The 17,731-nt window shown below is 60.5% G+C and carries 18 protein-coding genes and 2 tRNA genes; 14 read left to right on the forward strand and 6 right to left on the reverse strand.

Annotated features, from left to right (window positions below):
* Window positions 1–17: 17 nt before the first annotated feature.
* Window positions 18–860: a fumarate reductase cytochrome b subunit gene (locus tag Q0799_RS00765; RefSeq protein WP_298393178.1), complete on the reverse strand. Its 843-nt coding sequence runs from the start codon at window positions 858–860 to the stop codon at window positions 18–20.
* A gap of 247 nt (window positions 861–1,107) precedes the next feature.
* On the opposite strand from Q0799_RS00765, the gene Q0799_RS00770 reads away from it, so the two are divergent.
* The 9 genes from Q0799_RS00770 to Q0799_RS00810 all read left to right on the forward strand — a co-directional run bounded on the left by Q0799_RS00770 (window position 1,108) and on the right by Q0799_RS00810 (window position 7,929).
* Window positions 1,108–3,033: an ATP-dependent DNA helicase gene (locus Q0799_RS00770; protein ID WP_298393180.1), complete on the forward strand. Its 1,926-nt coding sequence runs from the start codon at window positions 1,108–1,110 to the stop codon at window positions 3,031–3,033.
* Window positions 3,030–4,163, forward strand: a complete 1,134-nt coding sequence (locus Q0799_RS00775) for a hypothetical protein (RefSeq protein ID WP_298393182.1) — start codon at window positions 3,030–3,032, stop codon at window positions 4,161–4,163. The genes Q0799_RS00770 and Q0799_RS00775 overlap by 4 nt, the downstream gene beginning before the upstream one ends.
* 17 nt (window positions 4,164–4,180) lie before the next feature.
* The gene (gene mobB / locus Q0799_RS00780) at window positions 4,181–4,678 is read left to right on the forward strand and encodes a molybdopterin-guanine dinucleotide biosynthesis protein B (RefSeq protein ID WP_298393184.1); all 498 of its coding nucleotides are present in this window, start codon (window positions 4,181–4,183) and stop codon (window positions 4,676–4,678) included.
* 2 nt (window positions 4,679–4,680) lie between these two features.
* Window positions 4,681–5,889 carry a gephyrin-like molybdotransferase Glp gene (glp, locus tag Q0799_RS00785; RefSeq protein WP_298393186.1) on the forward strand — a complete coding sequence of 403 codons (1,209 nt, stop codon included), beginning with the start codon at window positions 4,681–4,683 and terminating at the stop codon, window positions 5,887–5,889.
* Complete coding sequence (gene moaD / locus Q0799_RS00790; protein WP_028995526.1) at window positions 5,886–6,134, forward strand: molybdopterin converting factor subunit 1; 249 nt, start codon at window positions 5,886–5,888, stop codon at window positions 6,132–6,134. Before glp ends, moaD begins: the two co-directional genes overlap by 4 nt.
* A gap of 3 nt (window positions 6,135–6,137) precedes the next feature.
* Entirely contained in the window at window positions 6,138–7,073 is a 936-nt protein-coding gene (ylqF, locus tag Q0799_RS00795; RefSeq protein ID WP_298393188.1) for a ribosome biogenesis GTPase YlqF, read from the forward strand.
* Window positions 7,074–7,128: 55 nt separating this feature from the next.
* Window positions 7,129–7,204 (forward strand) — tRNA-Asn (locus Q0799_RS00800).
* Between the two features lie 147 nt (window positions 7,205–7,351).
* Window positions 7,352–7,624: a type II toxin-antitoxin system ParD family antitoxin gene (locus Q0799_RS00805; RefSeq protein WP_298393190.1), complete on the forward strand. Its 273-nt coding sequence runs from the start codon at window positions 7,352–7,354 to the stop codon at window positions 7,622–7,624.
* Complete coding sequence (locus Q0799_RS00810; RefSeq protein ID WP_298393191.1) at window positions 7,624–7,929, forward strand: type II toxin-antitoxin system RelE/ParE family toxin; 306 nt, start codon at window positions 7,624–7,626, stop codon at window positions 7,927–7,929. The genes Q0799_RS00805 and Q0799_RS00810 overlap by 1 nt, the downstream gene beginning before the upstream one ends.
* A 39-nt stretch (window positions 7,930–7,968) precedes the next feature.
* Here the strand turns inward: Q0799_RS00810 and Q0799_RS00815 are convergent, their stop codons facing one another.
* From Q0799_RS00815 to Q0799_RS00825, 3 genes are read right to left on the reverse strand one after another with little or no spacing between them, the layout of a single operon-like run.
* Entirely contained in the window at window positions 7,969–8,262 is a 294-nt protein-coding gene (locus Q0799_RS00815) for a DUF1330 domain-containing protein (protein ID WP_298393192.1), read from the reverse strand.
* A gap of 25 nt (window positions 8,263–8,287) precedes the next feature.
* Entirely contained in the window at window positions 8,288–8,770 is a 483-nt protein-coding gene (locus tag Q0799_RS00820) for a DUF3592 domain-containing protein (protein ID WP_298393193.1), read from the reverse strand.
* Window positions 8,771–8,782: 12 nt separating this feature from the next.
* Window positions 8,783–9,274 carry a DUF3592 domain-containing protein gene (locus Q0799_RS00825; protein ID WP_298393194.1) on the reverse strand — a complete coding sequence of 164 codons (492 nt, stop codon included), beginning with the start codon at window positions 9,272–9,274 and terminating at the stop codon, window positions 8,783–8,785.
* Between the two features lie 149 nt (window positions 9,275–9,423).
* Between Q0799_RS00825 and Q0799_RS00830 the strand changes: the two genes are divergently transcribed.
* The 4 genes from Q0799_RS00830 (at window position 9,424) to Q0799_RS00845 (ending at window position 12,796) form a co-directional block, all read left to right on the forward strand.
* Complete coding sequence (locus Q0799_RS00830) at window positions 9,424–10,539, forward strand: diguanylate cyclase (protein WP_298393195.1); 1,116 nt, start codon at window positions 9,424–9,426, stop codon at window positions 10,537–10,539.
* 78 nt (window positions 10,540–10,617) lie between these two features.
* Window positions 10,618–10,693: transfer RNA gene (locus tag Q0799_RS00835), tRNA-Asn, on the forward strand.
* Between the two features lie 132 nt (window positions 10,694–10,825).
* Window positions 10,826–11,839, forward strand: coding sequence for a site-specific integrase (locus tag Q0799_RS00840; protein WP_298393196.1), 1,014 nt, complete (start codon window positions 10,826–10,828; stop codon window positions 11,837–11,839).
* Window positions 11,840–12,160: 321 nt separating this feature from the next.
* Window positions 12,161–12,796, forward strand: a complete 636-nt coding sequence (locus tag Q0799_RS00845) for a YkgJ family cysteine cluster protein (RefSeq protein WP_298393197.1) — start codon at window positions 12,161–12,163, stop codon at window positions 12,794–12,796.
* A gap of 43 nt (window positions 12,797–12,839) precedes the next feature.
* Here Q0799_RS00845 and Q0799_RS00850 read toward each other — a convergent pair whose 3' ends face one another.
* Together Q0799_RS00850 and Q0799_RS00855 are read right to left on the reverse strand one after the other, a co-directional pair.
* Window positions 12,840–13,538 carry a hypothetical protein gene (locus Q0799_RS00850; RefSeq protein ID WP_298393199.1) on the reverse strand — a complete coding sequence of 233 codons (699 nt, stop codon included), beginning with the start codon at window positions 13,536–13,538 and terminating at the stop codon, window positions 12,840–12,842.
* 1,344 nt (window positions 13,539–14,882) lie between these two features.
* Window positions 14,883–15,185 (reverse strand): helix-turn-helix domain-containing protein, encoded by a 303-nt coding sequence (locus tag Q0799_RS00855; protein WP_298393201.1) that lies wholly within the window; start codon window positions 15,183–15,185, stop codon window positions 14,883–14,885.
* 337 nt (window positions 15,186–15,522) lie between these two features.
* Here Q0799_RS00855 and Q0799_RS00860 point away from each other — a divergent pair, with 337 nt between their 5' ends.
* Window positions 15,523–17,724, forward strand: coding sequence for an ATP-binding protein (locus Q0799_RS00860; protein ID WP_298393202.1), 2,202 nt, complete (start codon window positions 15,523–15,525; stop codon window positions 17,722–17,724).
* Window positions 17,725–17,731: the final 7 nt, after the last annotated feature.

Below are 17,731 nucleotides of genomic sequence, written 5' to 3' on the forward strand. Positions count from 1 at the left end.
TCAGCGCCAAGCTGTCGTCAGGGTTTCCCGTGTTCGACCGCGACATGGCCCGGTAGTGCGTAGTGCTCGCCGCCGCGGTCGGCGTGAGCACGACCCAGATCGATGTAGGCCAGCAGCGTGACCAGGCCGAGGGTGATGAAGAAGGTGCTGAAGGCGTGGCGGATGCGGCGCAGGCGACGGCGTCCGGCATCGGCGTCGGTATCAGCGAACCAGCCCCATTTGAGCGCCAGCCGGTACAGAGCGATGCCGCCATGGACTTCGGCGGTGAACAGCAGCGCCAGGTAGATCGGCCACATGCCGCCGGTCCATACGCGCTCGGCCGATTCATACGGGCCGATCAGCTGCGGTTGGCTGACCATGTCGTAAAGATGGATGGTGGTCAGGAAAAACAGCGCGAAGCCGCTCATCGCCTGCAGCCACCACAAGCTGGTATCGCCGTAGCGTAGCCGGCGCCGATGGCCGGAGAAAGCGTGGACCTGGCGATAGCCGGCGGGGATTTTTCGCATCGCCAGCCAGGCATGGGCGACCAGCAGGCCGGTAACGCCAGCGGCAACCATCGACACCAGTGCCGGCTGCGGCTCACCGAACAACCATCCGCCCTCGAAGAAACGGGCGACGCTGTAGAACAGCTCGTGGCTGATCAGGATGGTTGCGACAAAAAGCATGTGGGTGACGAGAAGCAGCGCCAGCACCAGGCCGCTGAGGTTCTGCAGCAGCTCAAGACGGGCCGGCCGGCGGCTGTTGGCCGGCTGGGTATCGACGACTACCCGGTGGGCCCGGTCGTTTTCCTGTGGGCGGTCGGCGGCTGGGGCATTTTCCGGAAGGGCGGGGGCGAGGGCGGTTTTGGCGATTTGGCGCATGGCTGATCTTCCTTTCCGGACGCTTTTCTGGCTGTTGTTATGACTGCAATTTATCACGGCTGGAACGAATTGCCGATAATTAATTGTGCAACGCAACAATTTGTAATGTGCTGTCTGACAATTGTTTTATTGCTTTACTGGCTTTATATGCGGCGGTGCAGCATGGTGTCTTCGGTGGTCGCTGCCGGCTTCTGTTAAGATGCTGCGGGCCGCATCCGCCGCCTCGACCTCCCCCGAAAACCGCACCTTGTCTACCCTCCAGGAAATCTTCTCGCCCGATGGCGCTTTTGCGCGTGCCATCGACGGCTACCGCATTCGTCCGCAACAGGTCGAAATGGCCGAGCGCATCGCCGAGGCCATCAAGAACAACGCGGTGTTCATCGCCGAAGCCGGTACCGGCACCGGCAAGACCTTCGCCTACCTGGTGCCGGCGCTGAAGTCGAACGGCAAGGTGATCGTGTCCACCGGGACCAAGACGCTGCAGGACCAGTTGTTCAACAAGGATCTGCCGACCGTGCGCGACATCCTCAAGGCGCCGGTCAAGATTGCGCTGCTCAAGGGGCGCGCCAATTACGTCTGTCCCTACCACCTGCAGCGTTCGCTGGCCGACGGACGTTTCCTGACCCGCGAGGACGCCGCCGACGCCCGCCGCATCTCGGTTTTCGCCAAGACCACGCAGAGCGGCGACAAGGCCGAGTGCGTCGAGGTGAACGAGAATTCGCCGGTCTGGCAGCACGTCACCTCGACGCGCGACAACTGCCTCGGTCAGGAATGCCCGGACTACAAGGAATGCTTCGTCATGCAGGCGCGCAAGGAGGCGATGGCCGCCGATCTGGTCGTGGTCAATCACCACCTGTTCTTCGCCGACGTGATGCTGCGCGACGAGGGTATGGCCGAACTGCTGCCGGCCTGCAATACGGTGATCTTCGACGAAGCGCACCAGTTGCCGGAAGTGGCGACGCTGTTCTTCGGCGACAGCGTGTCGACCGCGCAATTCCTCGATCTCGCCCGCGACGCGCGGACCGAGGCGCTGACCCACGCCCGCGATTGCCTCGACCTGCCGGTCGCCAGCAAGGCGCTGGAAAAGGCGGCCAAGGATCTGCGTCTGGCCGTCGGCATCGACGCCGGCCGGTTCTCCGCCGGCCAGTTGCTGGAAAAACCGGAATTCGCCCCGGCACTGCAGGGGCTGCTCGAAGAAATCGCCCGCTTTGCCGCCATCCTCGAAACCCAGGCCGAGCGCGCCGAAGGCCTGGAGAAATGCTGGCAGCGTGCCGGCGAACTGGTCCAGCGCCTGAGTCAATGGCAGCAGCCGGCCGACGCCGGCTATGTGTATTGGGGCGAGGCCTTCACCCATTCGCTGCAACTCAATGCGACACCGCTCGACGTCGCCAACATCTTCCGCAAGCAGATGGGCGGCCATCCGCGCGCCTGGATCTTCACCTCGGCAACGCTCGCCGTGCAGGGCAAGTTCCACCATTACTGCGCCGAACTTGGCCTCGGCGACCCGGATTCGGCCTGCTGGCACAGTCCCTTCGACTACGGCGAGCAGGCCGTGCTCTATGCGCCGCTGGGCATGCCCGATCCGAATGCCTGGAACTACACCGAGTCCGTCGTCGACGCCGCCTGGCCGGCGGTGAAGGCAGCCGGCGGCGGTGCCTTCTTCCTGTGCACCAGCCTGCGCGCGATGCGCCGCACCCACGAACTGCTCAAGGCCAAGCTCGAAGACGAAGGCATCGACATGCCGCTGCTGGTCCAGGGCGAGGGCAGCAAGAACGATCTGCTGCAACGCTTCCGCCACCACGGCGCGGCGATCCTGGTCGGTAGCCAGAGCTTCTGGGAAGGCGTCGATGTGCGCGGCGAGGCGCTGTCGCTGGTGGTCATCGACAAGATCCCGTTTGCGCCGCCCGACGATCCGGTGCTCTCGGCGCGCATCGAGGAAATGAAGAAGCAGGGCCGCAACGCCTTCATGGAATACCAGTTGCCGCGTGCCGTGATCAACGTCAAGCAGGGCGCCGGCCGCTTGATCCGCGACGAGGCCGACAAAGGCGTGCTGATGATCTGCGATCCACGACTTATATCAAAGCCCTATGGCCGCCGCGTCTGGCAAAGTCTGCCACCGATGAAACGCACCCGCGAACTGCAGGTCGTCCTCGACTTTTTTGCCAACCGATGAAAACCACCTTCGACCAACTGGCCACCCGCCAGCCGCAACTTTTCTCTGCCGCCGACATCCGCGTCGACAAGGCGCAGCTCGAAGCCATGGCCGAGATTGTCGGTGCCATCGAGATGGTCCTGGCCTTGCCCGCCTTCCGCGCCAAGGTCCTCGCCCGGGCGCCGGAAAGCGCGCGCTGGCCGGTCGTCGCGCGCAGCGTGTTCATGGGCTACGACTTCCATCTGACGCCGGTAGGCCCGAAACTCATCGAGATCAATACCAATGCCGGCGGTGGCCTGCTCAACGCCTACCTGCTCGCTGCGCACGGCCATGATGACGAGGCCGCTGCCTTCGTTGCCGAGATCCTTGAGATGTTCCGCGCCGAATGGCGCCTGGAACACGGCGACGCGCCGCTGACGCGCATCGCCATCGTCGATGAGGCGCCGGCCGGGCAGTTCCTGGCGCCGGAGTTCGAGTTGTTCCGCGATCTGTTCGTGCGTAACGGCATCGACGCGGTGATCGCCGATCCGGCCGATTTCGTCCGCGACGGCCAGCGTCTGCTGCACGACGGCCAGCCCATCGATCTGGTATACAACCGGCTGACCGATTTCTACCTCGAAGGCGCGCCCTGCCGCGCCATCCGCGAGGTCTTTCAGGCCGGCGGCGTGGTCCTGACCCCGCATCCGGCGGCGCACGCCACTCATGCCGACAAGCGCCACCTGATGCTCTTGTCCGACGCCGACAAACTTGCCGCGCTCGGCATCGATGCCGCCACGCAGCGCATCCTGCTGGCCGGCGTGCCGCGCACCATCGCCGTCGATCCGGCGCAGGCCGACGCGCTGTGGGCCGAGCGCAAGCGCTGGTTCTTCAAGCCGCCCACCGGCTTCGGCAGTCGCGCCGCCTATCGCGGCGACAAGCTGACCAAGCGCGTCTTCGAAGACATCCTCGCCGGCCACTACATTGCCCAGGAAATCGCGCCGCCCTCAGAGCACGAGGTCATCGTCAATGGCGAGGCGCAGACGATGAAGGCCGACTTCCGCTGTTTCGTGTACGACGGCCATATCCAGTGTGTCGCCGCCCGCCTGTACCAGGGGCAGACGACCAATTTCCGTACTCCCGGCGGCGGTTTCGCGCCGGTGTTTGCGGCTTGAACAGGTAGAATTCGGCCATGAAAGTTTTTGGCATCGCCGGCTGGTCCGGCTCCGGCAAGACGACGCTGCTGGAAAAGCTGATTCCGGCGCTGACCGCGCGCGGCCTCAAGGTCTCGGTGATCAAGCACGCGCACCACGGATTCGACATCGACAAACCCGGCAAGGATTCCTACCGCCACCGCGAGGCCGGCGCCGCCGAAGTCATGCTCGCCTGCGGCACGCGCTGGGCGCTGATGCACGAATGCCGCGACGAACCCGAGCCGCAGCTGGCCGACCTGCTGACCCGTCTGGCGCCGTGCGATCTGGTGCTGGTCGAAGGCTTCAAGCAGGAACCGGTACCCAAGCTGGAAGTCCACCGGCCGGCCAACGGCAAGCCGCCGCTGTTCGCCGAGCGCGACGACATCGTTGCCGTGGCCAGCGACGAAGCCATTGCCGCGACCATTCCGGTGCTGCCGCTCAACGACATTGCCGCCGTCGCCGACTTCATCGTCGATCACTGCCAACTCAAGGTCTGACCATGCTCAGTTACGAACAAGCGCTCGAACAACTGCTCGCCGCCGCCCAGCCGGTGGCCGAAACCCGCCACGTGCCGATCACCGCCGCCGCCGGCCGCGTGCTGGCGCAGGCGCAGGTAGCCACGGTCAACGTGCCGCCGCTCGACAACTCGGCGATGGACGGCTACGCCGTGCGCGTCGCCGATGTGCCGCAAGCCGGCGTGACGCTGCCGGTCAGCCAGCGCATTCCCGCCGGCACGGTCGGCAGCGAACTGCAGCCCGGCACCGCCGCCCGCATCTTCACCGGCGCACCGGTGCCGCCGGGTTGCGACGCGGTGATCATGCAGGAACGCTGCGAAGCCGGCGACGGTGTCGTCACCATCAACCATGTTCCTCGCCTTGGCGAGAACATCCGCCGCAGCGGCGAGGACATCGCCACCGGCAACGAAATCCTGCCCGCCGGCATCCGCCTGCGCGCCCAGGAAATCGCGCTCGCCGCCTCGGCCGGCCTGCCGGAACTGCCGGTGCATCGGCGCGTTCGCGTCGGCATGTTCTTCACCGGCGACGAACTGGTCCAGCCCGGTGAGCCGCTGCCGCCCGGCGCCATCTACAACTCCAACCGCTATGCACTGCGCGCGCTGCTCGAAGGCCTGGGCTGCGAAGTGCGCGACCTCGGCAGCGTGCCCGATTGCCTCGATGCCACCCGCGACGCACTGCGCCGCGCTGCCACCGACAACGACCTGATCGTCACCAGCGGCGGCGTCTCGGTCGGCGAGGAAGACCACGTCAAACCGGCGGTCGAAGCCGAAGGCCGGCTCGACATGTGGAAGATCGCGATCAAGCCGGGCAAGCCGCTGGCTTTCGGCGAAGTCAACAAACCGGAAGGCGGCACCGCCTGGTTCATCGGTCTGCCGGGCAACCCGGTCGCCGCCTTTGTCACCTGCCTGATGCTGGTCCGTCCCTTCATCCTGCGCCTGCAGGGCGTTGCCGATGTGCGCCCCAAGGTGTTGCCGCTGACTGCCGATTTCACCTGGAGCCGGCCGGATAGCCGCCTCGAATTCCTGCGCGCGCGGATCAACGACGCCGGTCGCGTCGAGCTTTACCCGAACCAGGGCTCGGCCGTCGTCACCTCGCTGTGCTGGAGCGACGGGCTGGTCCTCAATCCGCCGGGACAGGCGGTTCAAGCGGGCGACAGCGTCCGCTTCGTCACTTTTGCGGAGTTGCTGGCATGAGCGTGAACATCCTTTACTTCGCCAGCCTGCGCGAAGCCTTCGGCACCGCCGGCGAAACCGTCGAACTGCCGGCCGGCGTCGCCACCGTCGGCCAGTTGCGCGACTGGCTGGTCGGGCAGGGCAGGGCCGAACTGGCCACCGCCAAGAACCTGCGCTGTGCGGTCAACCAGGAAATGTGCAAGGCCGACGCGCCGGTCAAGGCCGGTGACGAAATCGCCTTCTTCCCGCCCGTGACCGGAGGCTGAACGATGTCGATCCAGTGGTTCCCCGGTCACATGACCCAGGCCCGCAAGAAGGCGGGCGAGACGCTGGCCATGGCCGACGTCGTCGTCGAAGTGCTCGACGCCCGCCTGCCGCAGGCGTCCAGCAACCCGATGATCCACGAGCTGCGCACCTTCCGCCAGCGCCCCTGCCTGAAACTGCTGAACAAGGCCGACATCGCCGACCCGGCGGTGACCAAGGCCTGGCTGGAATACTTCGGCAAGCAGCCGGGCGTGATGGCCGTCGCCATCTCGTGCAAGAAGGCCGGCGACGTCGCCAAGATTCCCGGCCTGGCGCAGAAGCTGGCGCCGCATCGCAACGACGCGGTCAAGCCGCTGCGACTGATGATCATGGGCATCCCCAACGTCGGCAAATCGACGCTGATGAACGCGCTGGTCAAGAAGAAGGTCGCCGCCGTCGGCGACCAGCCGGCGGTGACCAAGAGCCAGCAGCGCATCGACATCAGCTCGCGGCTGACCATCTACGACACGCCGGGCATGCTCTGGCCGAAGATCGACCACCCGATCGACGGCCTGATGATGGCCGCCAGCCACTCGGTCGGCGTTAACGCCTACATCGACGACGAAGTCGCCACCTGGCTCGCCGGCTACCTGCTCGACCACTACCCGGCACTGCTCAAGGCCCGCTACGGCTTCGACCTGCAAGGCATGGACGCGGTCGCCGTGCTCGAAGGCATCGCCCGCAAACGCGGCTGCATCATCAAGGGCCGCGGCGGTGAGCTTGACCTCGAAAAGGCTGCCGGCATCCTGCTCAACGACTACCGCACCGGCACCCTCGGCCGCATCTCGCTGGAAACCCCGAGCCTGCGCGAAGCCCGCGCCCGGCAACTGCCCCAGGCCGCAGCAGTTCCCCCGGAAAATCCGGAAAATACCCCGACAACCGACGAAGACGCCGACCACTAGGCCTTTTCCAAAAAGCTGGTTATAATTCGCGCCGCTCGCCACCCGGCGAGACTTTTCCTCGATAGCTCAGTCGGTAGAGCGCCGGACTGTTAATCCGTAGGTCCCTGGTTCGAGCCCAGGTCGAGGAGCCAGGATTCAAGCAAACAGCCCACTTTTCGGAGTGGGCTTTTTGTTGTCCGAAGGTTTTGCAGCATTTTGCTGCATTGCTCGACTTGTGCCTGGATTTCTCGGTGCGATGGCATAGAATGTCAATATCTGACATTTTTCTGGAGCCTGAAATGTCTCTCAACGTATCTTTGCCGCCGGAGCTTGAAAACCGCGTGCGCCAGCATGTCGAATCAGGACTCTACAGTTCAGCCAGCGAGGTGATCCGGGAAGCACTGCGCTTATTTGAAGCCTATCAAGGCGTTCAGGCAGCCAACCTTGCTGCACTGAAAGCTGACATTGCTCAGGGTGTTGCCGATATAAACGCCGGTCGTGTGCGTGAAGTTAGCATGTCCAGCATCAAGGAGCGTGGCAGGGCAATCCGCGCAACATCGACAGCGGTCTGATGGCAAAACTGTTCTACTCCGCGAGCGCCGAAAATGACTTGCTGGAGGCTTGGCTATATGTTGCCGAAGATAGTGTCACTGCGGCTGATCGTATGCTTGATCAGATAGAAGCAGAAGCCATCCGGTTGCTGGATCAGCCGCTTATGGGGCGGGACCGACGAGAGCTCTCGCCGGGCTTAAGAAGCTGGCCGACATCGACGCCGTACGTTTTGTTCTACTTTCCTCACGAGCAAGGAATAGTCGTAGCACGAGTGCTGCATCACGCTAGAGACATTGAGGCGATCGACCACTGGCCTGCTCAATGAAACGCCAGAAGGTGGCGTGCCAATGGGATTGGTTTCCCCCTACCCAACAACCCGAAACAGCATCAAATCCATTGCTTCAGTCCGCACCGGCACAATGGCTTGATACTCCGGACTGGCGGCCCAGCGGTCGGCATCTTCGGCGCTCGGGAAGCTGAGCTCGACGTAGGCCTCGAAGGGTGTGCAGGCGAGTTGGTTCCAGTATGTCTTGTTGACCGTGCCACGGGCGACGACGCTGCCGCCGTGGCGTTCGACGGTGGCGCCGACCTGGCTGCGGTAGGTTTCGAAGGCAGCTGGGTCTTTCAGGCGGATCAGGCCGATGATCTTGACGCTCATTTTGTCTCCTGCGTGTAAGTGTGTTTTAGGAAGCGCTGCCACCGACCCAGATGACCAGGCTGCCGAAGCCGGCGAAGGCCAGTGCCGGCAACAGCCAGCACAGGCCGCTGTAGCTGGGTTCCAGTTCGATCAGGTAGTGTTCCGGGGCCTGCGGGTTGTAGTAGATGCTGCGCGTTTCACCGATCCGGTGGGCGGCAGCCAGGCGTGCGGCGTGGCTAGTATCGTCTGCCGCTTCGCCATGCTGCGCGGTGTAGGTCTGGCCGTTGATTTCGTAGCGGTAGCTGAGCAGTGCGCTGTAGCTGATGCGCTGGGTTGGGCCGTTTTCCTTGTGCATGCGGTCAATGACATGTTTCATCACCTCGGCGCGTTCCAGGGTGGCGGTGGCTTGCGGCCAGCTGCGGCTGGCTCGGTCGGTGCGGATTTTCCGGATTGCCACCGGCACGAAGATTAGTCCGATCACGATGAAGACTGTGCCGATCATTGCCAGCAGGGATGAGGAGAATTCCATCGGCGCGTGCTTTCAGTCGAGGCCCAGGTTGAGGAAGTCCTGCACATTGGCGAGCAGGCCGAAGATCATGCTGTTGAAGATCAGCAGCCCGATCACGGTGCCGATCACCGCTGCCGGCCCGGGCGGGGCGTTGAGTGTCTGCGCTGGATCGGCCGGGTTGTAGAGGAAGGAAATTCTTGCCTCGGCCTTGATGGCGTCGGCTTCGTGCTGGGTGGCGACGCGCTGTACCGTCTGTTTCCGGTAATCGCGCCCGGCAACCTGATAGCGGTAGTCGAAAACCGCTTCATAGTAGTCCTGGCGGGAGGTCGGGCTGCCCTCGCGTTCGTAGGCGACCCGTACCAGTTGGACGTTGTCGGCCTGCACGGTCAACCTCGGCCAACGTTTGGCCTGGGTGTATTGCTGCCAGCGGTTGATGAGTTGGCGGAGCAGGAAGAAGTCCACCGCCGCCAGGATGGCGACGATGAGCCACAGTACCGGGTGTATCTCGCTGAAGGCCGGGAGCATGGGCGTCGGGATCTCGGGTGGTCCGGAGTCCGAAGGATAGTCCCGAGCCCGGATTTTGTCAGGGTAATTCCCCTACACTCATGATGGTCCGCTGTCTTGTGCGCTAACATGAACCCTGGCCGCTGTTGCGCGGCCACTCGGGGAGGGGAATGGAACAGGCAAATGGCGCCGCTGTGCGCTGGCATCAACTGCGACTGTACGTCGACAATCATCTGCACGACCGTTTTCTGGCGCCGCCATTGACTGTCGTGGTGGCAGCCTTGCTGACCTTGTGGGTGCCGGTATGGCAGGCGGTGCTGTGGGCGGGCGTGGAACTGGTGGTGATCGCGGTCTATGTGAGCGTGTATCTGCGCTTCCGTCGCGCGCCGGTCGACGAGGCCGGAGACTGGGCGCGGCGGATTGCGCTGGCGCACGGGGCGCACATGGCGATGTGGTCGTCCATCGTGGTCTGGGCTTATCAGCCGGGCGATCTGAGCAGCCTGATGTTCGTCATGCTGGTGCATGTGGGCCTGATTTCGCTGACCGTGGTGATGAGCAATCCGCACCGGCGTCTGCTGCTGTCCGATCTGGTGGCGCCGGCGGTGGCGCTGGTCGGACCGCCGTTGCTGGATGGCAGTCTGTTCAGCGTCGGCCTGGCCGCGCTGGGCTTGCTCTACATCGCGCTGATGCTGCTGGTCGGCCTGAAGATCCATGCCAGTACCCTGGAGGCTCTGCTGCTGCGCCAGCGCAACGACCAGTTGATCAGCGAGCTGGAACGTCAGGTCAAGCGCGATGCGCTGACCGGGCTGGCCAACCGCCGCCATTTCATCGAAACCGGTCAGGTGGAACTGCAGCGGGCGGCGCGTTACCGCCATCCGTTGGCACTGCTGATGGTGGATATCGACCATTTCAAGCCGGTCAACGATACCTATGGCCATCTGGCCGGCGACGAGGTGCTCAAGGCGGTGGCCGCGGTGTGCGCCGAAAGCGTGCGCGGCAACGATTGCCTGGCCCGGCTGGGCGGTGAGGAATTTGCCGTCCTGATGCCGGAAACCGGGCTTGGCGAGGCAGGCGCGGCGGCCGAGCGACTGCGTATCGCGGTGGAGCAGCTACGCTGCCAACTTCACGAAGGGCTGGTGACGCCGACGGTGAGCATTGGCGTGGCGATTACCGAAGGAGCAGGCGAGAGCCTGTCGTCTCTGATGCGACGCGGCGACCAGGCAATGTACGCAGCCAAGGCGCAGGGCCGCAACCGGGTGGTGATCGCGCCGCCACTGGTCGCCTGAAAGACAGCGGGAAGAAGTCTGGTCCGGGTGAGGTTTTTACGTCTATAATGCGCGCCTTCGCCGCTCAGGCAGCGAGATTCCTCGATAGCTCAGTCGGTAGAGCGCCGGACTGTTAATCCGTAGGTCCCTGGTTCGAGCCCAGGTCGAGGAGCCATAAGATTCAAGCACTTAGCCCGCTACCCAGCGGGCTTTTTGCTATCTGAAGGCTTTTTTGCTGCATTTTTGCTGCACTCTCCTGCGCGTGATTTGCTGCGGCAACGCTATACTGATTTTTCAGGAGTTAGCGATGGCAACGATCACCAAACGGGGTGACTACCAGTTCCAAGCAATCATTCGCCGCAAAGGCTATCCATCTCAAACCAAGACTTTCGAATCCCGGGCCGACGCTGAGCGCTGGGCACGGGAGGTCGAAGCCAACATCGATACCGGCTATTTCCGGGACCGGCGTGAAGTAGAACGCACTACCCTCGGTCAAGCCCTGCAGAAATACCTTGAGCAGATCACCCCCAAGAAACGGGGGCTGGTCGCCGAGCGCAATCGAATCCTGCAACTTCAGGCTCATCCGATATCGTTACGCCCTCTCGCCAGCCTGCGCGCCAAGGATTTCGTAGAGTATAGAGACGAGCGACTGAAACTGGTCAGCGCCAACACGGTCCGGCTCGAGCTGGCGTTGCTCTCTCATATGTATACCATTGCCATTAAAGAATGGTCAATGCCGCTGATGCACGAACTGCGTAATGTCCGCAAGCCTCAGGCGGGACCTGGGCGGGAGCGGCGTTTATCCGCTGAGGAAGAAAAGCGTCTGCGCAAAGCCATCTATCGTCCTCAGGCTCGTGGCGCCGAGGTTTGGCTTGAAGCATGCATCGATATCGCCCTGGAAACAGGAATGCGCGCCGGGGAAATCCTTTCGCTCGAATGGCGCCAGGTCAAACTCGATGGCGGCACGATCCGTCTGGATATGACGAAAAACGGTAGCGCTCGTACCGTGCCACTCACCCTGAAGGCCGCCGAGACTCTGCGGCGTTTGCCCCGGGATATCAGTGGCAAGGTTATCCCGAACTTCCACGACACCTCCGGACTTGACCGTGCTTTCAAGCGCGTCTGCAAGGCAGCAAAAATCACAGACCTGCATTTCCACGACCTCAGGCATGAGGCCGCCTCCCGCTTCGCGCCGTTGATGACGGCACAAACGCTGGCGAAAATAATGGGCTGGAAGGCGATTCAGATGGCGATGCGCTACTACAACCCTACGGATAGCGAATTGGTCGACGTAGTCCGTCGGGCGCAACTGGCGGCGTAGCCTGCCGAGTTAACACAACCAGGATGCGTCAAGGATAGACAGCAGCATGCCTTCGATCCTTGACGCCATTCAGCACAACCAACTACATTGCAACTGCTGCCGCAAACAACGGTAGCCAGGATTGGCGTCCTGACTGGAGCACAACGATATGGCATGGCCTCAACCATGCCATTTGTCGTTGCGGCGGTTCGTCCCTCTATGGGCGGCCGTACGGGGGGAACCGCAAGGTTCGCCGGTGCTCCATCGGTACGCCAACTCCTGTATTGGCCGCCCACCCGATTGGCGTCGCGTGGGCAAGCAATCCACCAATGGAGCACCCACATGAACGATTCGCAGACACCCACACCGGATAACCCGGACAGCTATACTGCTGCCATCAAAGCCGCCTACCCAAGGATGGCAGCCTTGCTCGAAGCCCACCCGGAAATCAACAACGGGCATTTCCAGTCCCAGGCTACGGCCATTGCGATGGAAAATGGCAGTCTGAAATCCAAGCGCAAGAAGTTCTTCGAACTGGCCGACGTCTTCAACAAGACGACGGGCAAATTTGCCGTCTGTCAAAAAGGCTGCGCCCACTGCTGTTACATGCCCACAATGATTTACGCCCATGAAGCCGAAATCCTCGGGCAGGCGACGGGTATCAAGCCAGCGCCTGTGCCTTATCGCGACCGCTCGATCGTGCTCGCGGATGCGGTCAGGCAGTTCGGCCCGCCATGCCCCTTCCTCGGCAAAGACAATGGCTGCACCGTGTACGATCATCGTCCGCTCATCTGCCGGCTACACCACTCGTTGAATAACAACCCTGACGACTGTGTCGTCTCCGAAAGTGGAACCAAGGCGCCGATAGCCAAAATCGATGCCGACGTGATTGAAGCCCCCTACCACGCACTGGTCTTGCGCCGCGCATCGAGGGAGCCCTGGGGCACCATCCAGATGTTCTTCCCTAATCGGTCATGAGTAGTGCCGCCTGCGCGTTTTAATCGCGCGTAGGCGGTTTCCTTTACGGCCAAAGGGGCAACATTGTCATCACCGGCAGGTTGAGCGGCGGTAACACCGATCCGCCCATTTTCTTAAGCATCTTGTTTGTCTCTGCGTGAAGTCGTTTTACCTGTTGGCGGATACCGGCAAACATGGGCAAAGCGCGCAAGACAGCAAAAGCCTGATTTATGGATGGGTAGTCACGCTGTTTCGCTGCCGCAACCAGCAGCGCTTCCCACTCCGCGTAGCGGCGCCCCGGCAGACGCCAGGTCCAAGTCACTGCGTTGCGCAATTGCCCATCAGCGGTTTTGTAGTGCTTAGGCTGGCGGGTGAGTTGGTAGCCCATCCATTCGATGCGCTGCTCCTTGTTACTGGCATCAAGAGCAGGGCCAGGGTGGGCAGCATCATCACCTAAGCCATCGCGCCCCGGGGTGCTGAGCATCAGCCAAGCAATAGGCGTCTTTGGCCCCGCATCGGCATCCAGTTCGTTGTATCGATGTTCGAGTACGAGATGCGTATTGGCTCGCCCGCTCTGCTTGCGATAGGCGCGGGCCGCTGGGTCAGCCAGGAGGCGGTAGTGTTCCCACTTGCTCAGAAAGCCCGAGAGCTTGCCGATGGGAATCTGGTCAGCCGTCCATAGCGTGTAGCCCTGGCTAACCAGGCGGAGTATCAACTGCAATTCAGCAGTGCGGTTTCGGGGTGCTCGTAGCGGTTGATCCATCGCGGTTCCTCAAAATTTAGTATAGAAAAGCGCGAGCTGAAATCGCTCGGGCTCGTCCCGAGCGACTCACGCGCAGGCGCAGCCGGAGCGTTCAATTAGACGATTGAGCGAAGCGAACAAATGGACTGGGATGGTTGTAGCCAGCGAACGCGGTAGAGAAGCGCGAAAGCTGACTATACTGAGCAAGGCCAAATCGCAGCAGTCAGCGATACGGCAATGGTGCGCCAACACCTCGACCTGCGGGTCATGGGGCGCGCCAACGCCCACCTGACCCTGTTTTGACGCTGGCAGTGCCAGCACCCGGGCGCCACCCGGGAAGTTGCGTAGCGCGTAGTGCTCTTAGCCGAGCTTGCTATGTGCGGGAGGGAGGGCGAGGACTAATCCGTGCGTTGCACGAGTAACCCCTTGTCTTTATCTCATGTACCCAAAGGGCGATGCCCTGGACGGGTGCGAACGTGCAAAGGCGCTGGAAGGAAATGTCCAGTAGCCGAGATTAAAAGGAAAGCGGGTGTAAATCCCGTCGGCGGAGCCGCATGAAAGTGCGGAACGTCGCCAACACGGCGAACCTCTATAAAGCACATCGAAAGGTGTGCATCGGCTGGATGAAGCAAGTGCTTCAGGCCAGTCGGGCCAGCGGTTCTGTGAGATCAGTAGCGCGATCAAGCGGACAGCGGCGGGTGATAGCTCAAGTCGAAAGCCACCTCATCCCTGACAGGGACGGTGGCGAGTTGGTAAGCGTGGCAGCGACATAGGGCCTTCAGTGCCTGGTCATAGTGGAAGCTCTATGGAAGAACAATCAATTTAGAAGTAAGCGAACCGTTTCTCCCGGTCCGGGTCGCCCAAACACGGGGATGCTCCGTTTTGATTGCCATTGAGTGAGCTAGTCGCAAAGTACGCAAAAAAACTTTTATGAACGCGGTGCAAAATGCTCCTTGGAGCGCGCTCGGTGGCACGAGCGCGACGGCTGTAACGTAGCCGAAAAATCTCAGGGGTGTATAAGCGGGTAACTTCAGGAAAGCGCATTGTCTTTGACATGGAAAATGCGCGGTAGCCAGCAGTTTTAGCTTGCCTGTGGGAACGACGTGACGAAAAGCAAGACACGCACTCTGGCAGGTGCGGCAGGTGAAATGAGTCTGACGGGGTTGGCGCCCCGCAGACTTCCGATGGAAGGCTACCGTTTGGCGACGGTGGTGCGGTCGCGCTGGTTCATGCTGTGCATGATCCAGCGCGGAATGTATCAAGACTTTAAGGACAACGGCGACAGCCGAGCGGGTGCTGACCCCGTTAACACTCTCTGCCCCCAGCGTCAGCGCTGCTGGGGGTTCCTCAGCGACCTCACGGAGCCTAGTTGAGGGTGCGCAGGTTGCTGGTAGTTTTGCCTGCTCTGCGCATCACCTGTTCCGCTTTGGTCGGACGGCCAGGGCGACGAGGCGGCGACTCCACACAAGCCAGCGCAGTCGGCTTCGATTGATGCTTTTCGTACTGGCTATCGAGCCAGGCATCGACATCACGCTGGCGAAAGCGCAGGCGCCCGCCCAGATTCAGGCAGTCGGGGAGTGAGCCACCGTTACTATGGCGGTTGTAAATGGTTTGGACAGCTAGCCCTGTAAGGTCGGCAAGGTCTTTGGTGGTGAGGAGGCGTTCCATGCAATCATCCTGTTCATGCCGGAACATTCCGGTTGATAGTATAGGAACGATCAGCAAAACTTGACCGCAGTTCGGCCATTCCGGACAGTCAGCAATTGTTTTGTGAACTGCTGCAATATGCTCTACTACCGCCGTTCGATAACAAAGTAGTCGGAACGGCTAAATGCGGATTGCACCGTACCGTGCTAAGGCGCACCGCTCGGTTAAGCTAACGCCATCTGCCAGCATTGAGAGACAATCCGAGAATGTAATTTCTTCACCATTTTTCAAGTGAAAATCGCTCATGCCAAATGACAGAAACTCAGATGAATCGGCCCTTCGTCCCCGAGCCCGGATAATGAAGACGCTGGGAAGCGAGCTCATCAGCAATGACGCTGTAGCTGCTATCGAGTTGGTGAAAAATGCCTATGATGCCGAAGCCAGCAGGGTTCTTATTAAATTCGTTGGTCCTTTGCTTCCGGGACAAGGCCGGATTGATATCTTTGATGACGGGGCAGGAATGAGCCTGGACGTTGTCCGCGGAGCATGGATGGAGCCTGCAACACCTAGTAAGCGTCAAAACACCAGCTCAGGATCTAAAGGTAGAAGGGTCCTTGGTGAAAAGGGAATCGGACGTTTTGCTGCCATGCGCCTAGCTTCAGAGCTGGAATTGATCACCAGAGCACGAGGATCGGACCAAGAAGTCTACGGAATTTTCGATTGGAGCCAATTCGATGACGAACAGAAATATCTTGATGAGGTTCTGATCCTTACCGAACAACGAAAGCCCCAAACCATTCGGAGCGATGTTGGGCTCGATGCCATTTGGCCAAAACGGGAAGTTCCGGTCGAGTGCCCCCCCTCGGAACAGGGAACGCTGCTGCGGATGAGCAAACTTGCTCAAGTCTGGGATGCAGAAAGGTTTCGCCTGATCCAAAGGGGGTTGTCGCGGTTGATCTCTCCATTTAAGGAGAACAAGGATTTTCGTGTTTTTCTTCAGGCATCAGAGGAGTTCTCCGAGTTCTCATCTGAAATTACTCCTCCTGTGGTTTTGAACTATCCGCATTACACGGTGAATGGAACAATCGACCCACAGGGGAAATGCAATCTGACGCTTGAAGTGAAAGCTACGGGCGAAGTCAGGAGCGTCACAGGAGGTTATGTAAGAGAGGAAAAAGATGGCCTTCAATATCTTGAAAACGACGTTTATTTAAGGCTGAAGCAGGCGACAGAAAGCCAGCCTGAAAACGGAATAACTGAATGGCAAAAGAAAAACCCAACTTGCGGGCCGCTGCAGATCGAATTACGCATTTGGGATCGTGATGATCTAGGTAACGTCATCCAGCAAACAGGGTCAAATGTACAAACCGTTCGGGCTGATCTCGATGCTTTCGCTGGGATAAATATATATCGTGACGGATTCCGGGTCTTGCCTTATGGAGAGCCAAATAACGATTGGCTGCGTTTGGATATGCGCCGGGTACAGAATCCGACCAAGCGCTTGTCTAACAATCAAATTGTTGGACATATATCGATTACAGCGGATCAGAACACTGGCTTGAAGGACCAGTCCAATCGCGAAGGTCTGGACGAAAACCAAAGCTACTCAGACCTCCGGGAGATCATGAAATCGATCCTTTCAATGATCGAAGATCTTCGAAAAAAGGCAAAAGGCACTGGAGAAAGTGGGAAAAATGATAACCATACCCTCAATCTGTTTGCGCCACTCGATCTGTCGCCCATTAGACAGCATTTGGAAACCATTAGCCCCAAGGACGAAGTAGCCAAAGAGCTGATCAACAACGTTGAGCGCTCCTTCAACAGGCAAGTTGAAAGCCTAAAGGCGGTCGTTGCGAAATATCACGCGTTGGCAACAATGGGGCAGCTCGTTGACCGACTGCTACACGATGGTCGCCTCCCACTAGCGAAAATCAGAAAGGAAGCGCTGCTGGGTCACGAGGATATTGCCGAGGGGCACCTAACTGGAGAAACTCTTCTCAATAGGCTGGCAAACCGTCTACGCGTCATCGATGGCCAGGGTGATGTGCTTACCACCGTATTTCGACGGTATGAGCCATTCGGAGGACGCAAGCGGGGGCGCCCCAAACAGCTCTATCTCGAGAAGATCATCGGAGATGCATTTGGTGTGTGCGCGAGCCAGATTGCAGATCTGAAGATCGGTACTTCGCTACCGACTGGGCAGACCCTTGTGAGGGTCGACGAAGCTGAAATTCAAGAGGTCATCGTCAATTTGCTGCAGAACAGCCTTTACTGGCTTCAATTTGTCGATGTGGCGCATCGGCGCATCGACGTAACTGTTTCACGCACAGCACAGGATCACGTCGAGATCATTTTTAGCGATACAGGGCCGGGCATTCCGGAAGAAAACAGGGCTCGTATCTTTGAGCCATATTTCTCCACAAAGAAAGATGGCGTCGGCCTCGGCTTGGCGATTGTTGGCGAGATAATCATGGATTACTACGGCGGAAAGCTTGAGCTTCTAGATTCAACGGGAGCGTCAGGGGCTGTCTTCCGTATCACTTTGACAAAACGTGTCTGATTTGGGG

Source organism: uncultured Azonexus sp. (genome assembly GCF_937982035.1).
Taxonomy (GTDB): domain Bacteria; phylum Pseudomonadota; class Gammaproteobacteria; order Burkholderiales; family Rhodocyclaceae; genus Azonexus.

What these genes read in the sequence shown, in the direction of transcription:
- Q0799_RS00765 (WP_298393178.1), bottom strand. Translation starts at nt 860, where the DNA reads ATGCGCCAAATCGCCAAAACCGCCCTCGCCCCCGCCCTTCCGGAAAAT.
- Q0799_RS00775 (WP_298393182.1), top strand. Translation starts at nt 3,030, where the DNA reads ATGAAAACCACCTTCGACCAACTGGCCACCCGCCAGCCGCAACTTTTC.
- mobB (WP_298393184.1), top strand. Translation starts at nt 4,181, where the DNA reads ATGAAAGTTTTTGGCATCGCCGGCTGGTCCGGCTCCGGCAAGACGACG.
- glp (WP_298393186.1), top strand. Translation starts at nt 4,681, where the DNA reads ATGCTCAGTTACGAACAAGCGCTCGAACAACTGCTCGCCGCCGCCCAG.
- moaD (WP_028995526.1), top strand. Translation starts at nt 5,886, where the DNA reads ATGAGCGTGAACATCCTTTACTTCGCCAGCCTGCGCGAAGCCTTCGGC.
- ylqF (WP_298393188.1), top strand. Translation starts at nt 6,138, where the DNA reads ATGTCGATCCAGTGGTTCCCCGGTCACATGACCCAGGCCCGCAAGAAG.
- Q0799_RS00805 (WP_298393190.1), top strand. Translation starts at nt 7,352, where the DNA reads ATGTCTCTCAACGTATCTTTGCCGCCGGAGCTTGAAAACCGCGTGCGC.
- Q0799_RS00810 (WP_298393191.1), top strand. Translation starts at nt 7,624, where the DNA reads ATGGCAAAACTGTTCTACTCCGCGAGCGCCGAAAATGACTTGCTGGAG.
- Q0799_RS00815 (WP_298393192.1), bottom strand. Translation starts at nt 8,262, where the DNA reads ATGAGCGTCAAGATCATCGGCCTGATCCGCCTGAAAGACCCAGCTGCC.
- Q0799_RS00820 (WP_298393193.1), bottom strand. Translation starts at nt 8,770, where the DNA reads ATGGAATTCTCCTCATCCCTGCTGGCAATGATCGGCACAGTCTTCATC.
- Q0799_RS00825 (WP_298393194.1), bottom strand. Translation starts at nt 9,274, where the DNA reads ATGCTCCCGGCCTTCAGCGAGATACACCCGGTACTGTGGCTCATCGTC.
- Q0799_RS00830 (WP_298393195.1), top strand. Translation starts at nt 9,424, where the DNA reads ATGGAACAGGCAAATGGCGCCGCTGTGCGCTGGCATCAACTGCGACTG.
- Q0799_RS00840 (WP_298393196.1), top strand. Translation starts at nt 10,826, where the DNA reads ATGGCAACGATCACCAAACGGGGTGACTACCAGTTCCAAGCAATCATT.
- Q0799_RS00845 (WP_298393197.1), top strand. Translation starts at nt 12,161, where the DNA reads ATGAACGATTCGCAGACACCCACACCGGATAACCCGGACAGCTATACT.
- Q0799_RS00850 (WP_298393199.1), bottom strand. Translation starts at nt 13,538, where the DNA reads ATGGATCAACCGCTACGAGCACCCCGAAACCGCACTGCTGAATTGCAG.
- Q0799_RS00855 (WP_298393201.1), bottom strand. Translation starts at nt 15,185, where the DNA reads ATGGAACGCCTCCTCACCACCAAAGACCTTGCCGACCTTACAGGGCTA.
- Q0799_RS00860 (WP_298393202.1), top strand. Translation starts at nt 15,523, where the DNA reads ATGAAGACGCTGGGAAGCGAGCTCATCAGCAATGACGCTGTAGCTGCT.